Annotated in this window: 3 protein-coding genes; 1 reads left to right on the forward strand and 2 read right to left on the reverse strand. The window is 48.6% G+C overall.

The window, feature by feature from the left end; genetic code table 11:
- Together Q0200_RS02185 and argH are read right to left on the reverse strand one after the other, a co-directional pair.
- Positions 1-474: methyl-accepting chemotaxis protein (locus Q0200_RS02185; RefSeq protein ID WP_297937189.1), on the reverse strand; the 474-nt coding region annotated here is incomplete at its 3' end.
- A gap of 329 nt (positions 475-803) precedes the next feature.
- Positions 804-2,177: an argininosuccinate lyase gene (gene argH / locus Q0200_RS02190; RefSeq protein WP_297937193.1), complete on the reverse strand. Its 1,374-nt coding sequence runs from the start codon at positions 2,175-2,177 to the stop codon at positions 804-806.
- A 95-nt stretch (positions 2,178-2,272) separates the two neighbouring features.
- Between argH and Q0200_RS02195 the strand changes: the two genes are divergently transcribed.
- On the forward strand, positions 2,273-2,710 hold a 438-nt coding region (locus Q0200_RS02195; protein ID WP_297937191.1), incomplete at its 3' end, for a Type 1 glutamine amidotransferase-like domain-containing protein.

Consider the following 2,710-nt stretch of genomic DNA (forward strand, 5'->3'; position numbering starts at 1 on the left):
CGCTTCTATAGCCGCATTTAAAGCTAGTAAATTGGTTTGATCTGAGATATCTTTAATCAAATTTATAATTTCTACAATTGACATAACGCTATTATTTAAAGACGATGCGTCGTTTTGTAAATCACCGCTCATCTGCTGAACATTCTCCATAGAACTAACGATAAAGCTCGTCTGCTCGCGTAGTTCGCCTGTTTTAGAAAATGTTAGATTATTCAGCTCGTTTATATTCTCAAGCATTTTTAAATTTTCTTCCATCGTACCTTGTAGAAAATTTATACCATCGGCATAGCTAGCTAATAACAATTTCGTTGCAGTTTCACCTGTTTTTGGCGTATTTTGCTCTTTGGCGGCGCTTAATCTCGCCATCTCCAAATCGCTTTGCAACCTCTCTATTTGCTCTTTTAAGCTTTCATTTTCTTGCATTAGAGCTTCGTTTTTACTCTCTAGCTCTTTTTTGTATGCTCCTCCAAACATCTTTTCCTCCTTAATTTTTTTTAATTATATTAAAAATTTCGCCACTCGGCAATAAAATTTTAAAATTTGTTTATTTTAGACCTAAATTTTAAATATAAAGTTATCCAACTTCATAACTATTACACATCCTATACAATCGGATGCGTCTTAAATTCATAAAATCACACAAAACCGTAGCTAGACGCAGCTCACACGAAACAACTAGGCAAGCTAACAATTTTTAGCGTGGTTTCTGTTTATTATAGCCCAACAAAGCTTCATAAAAACGCATCAGCTCCAGCTTACACGCTCAACAAGTTTTCATGCATCCAAATTTAGCTCCTTAAATTTTATCTTTTAAGCCACTCGTTCAAAAATTCAATCTGTGCATTTACGCTAGCATTTGCCGTTCCACCTTGAGAGCTCCTAGCTTCTTTTGAGGCGCGTAGGTCTAAAAATTTAACAGCTTCGCCACCCAAGCTCTCATCCACGCTAGCAAGCTGCTGCGCATTTAGCTCGCTCAAATCTAGGCCCAAATTTTCCGCATACGCCACGGCCTTGCCCGTGATGAAGTGCGCCCGGCGAAACGGCACGTTTTTCTCCCGCACGAGATAATCAGCCAGATCGGTCGCGGTAAGGTGTCCGCGGCGCGTCATCGCTAGCATATTTTGCTCGTTGAATTTAGCCGTTTTTAGCATCTGTTTTAAAATTTCAAGGCTCGCAAGCGCGGTAGCGACGCTATCAAACACGCCCTCCTTGTCCTCTTGCATATCCTTGTTGTATGCTAACGGCAAGCCCTTCATCACCGTTAGCAGCGCGACGAGATTGCCGTTTACGCGTCCCGTTTTGCCTCGTATTAGCTCGGCGACGTCGGGGTTTTTCTTCTGCGGCATGATCGAGCTGCCCGTGCTGTACGCGTCGCTGATCGTGACGAATCCGAACTCCTGCGAGCTCCACAAGATGAGCTCCTCGCACAGGCGCGACGCATGCGTCATCAGCACGCTTACGTTAAACAAAATCTCCAGCGCGAAATCGCGGTCGCTGACGCTATCCATCGCGTTTGGCGTCACTCCCGCAAAGCCTAGCTGCTGCGCGACTAGCTCGCGGTTTATAGGATGCGGCGTGCCGGCAAGCGCGGCCGAGCCTAGCGGACAGAGGTTGTTTCGCTCGCGCGAGCTGGCAAAGCGCTCGTAGTCGCGGCGAAACATAAACGCGTAAGCTAGCAGATGATAGGCAAGGCTCACGGGCTGGGCGTGCTGAAGGTGCGTGTAGCCGGGCATCAGCGTGTCTGCGTGCCCGCTTGCGATATCTCGCAGAGCCTCTACTAGCTCGCGGATTTTTTCGGCAACCTGAGCACCGCTTTTAAGCACGTAGAGGCGAAAGTCGAGCGCGACCTGATCGTTTCTGCTGCGCGCGGTGTGTAGCCTGCCGCCAAGATCGCTTCCGATGAGCTCGCTTAGGCGCTTTTCGACCGCCATATGGATGTCCTCGTCGGCGGTTTTAAACTCAAATTTACCGCTTTTTATCTCTTCAAACACGGCGTCAAGCCCCGCGACAATCTTTTCGCTCTCCTCAGGCTTCAAAATCCCGCAGGCGCCGAGCATTCTTGCGTGCGCCTTGCTGCCTGCGATATCCTCCCGCCAAAGCGCCCTATCAAAGCCGATCGAGGCGTTAAACTCCTCCAAAAGCGCCGAACTCGCCTCGCTAAAGCGCCCCTCCCACATTTTTTTCACGCTCGCTCCTTCGTTTAAATTTTCGGTGATTTTATAAAATTTAAGCTAAAATAGCGCAAAATTTCGGCCTTTTGAGAGGAAAAACGATGACGGAGATGTTTTTATGCTCCTATTTTGCGGGCGCGGCGACGCTTTTTGAGGACTATGCGAGGCAAAATGTCCGCGCCAAAGAGGTGCTTTTTATCCCGACCGCCGCAAACGTAGAGGAGTACCGAGACTACGTGGACGAGGCGAAAGAGGCGTTTGTCAAAATGGGCTTTACACTTCAAATTTTAGACGTTTCAAAAGCGAGCGAGGCCGAAGCGAAGGCAAAGATCAGCGCAGCGCAGGTACTTTACGTAAGCGGCGGCAACACCTTTTATCTTTTACGCGAGCTTAAAAAGAAGGATCTCGCAGGCTTGATCGCTAAGCGCGTCCGAAGCGGCGAGCTCATCTACGTGGGCGAGTCAGCGGGCGCGATGATCGCAGCTCCCAGCGTGGAGTACGCGAGCGTGATGGACGAAGCGGGTGAGTACGGGGCGGCG

The organism is uncultured Campylobacter sp., assembly GCF_938045225.1.
Lineage (GTDB): Bacteria > Campylobacterota > Campylobacteria > Campylobacterales > Campylobacteraceae > Campylobacter_A.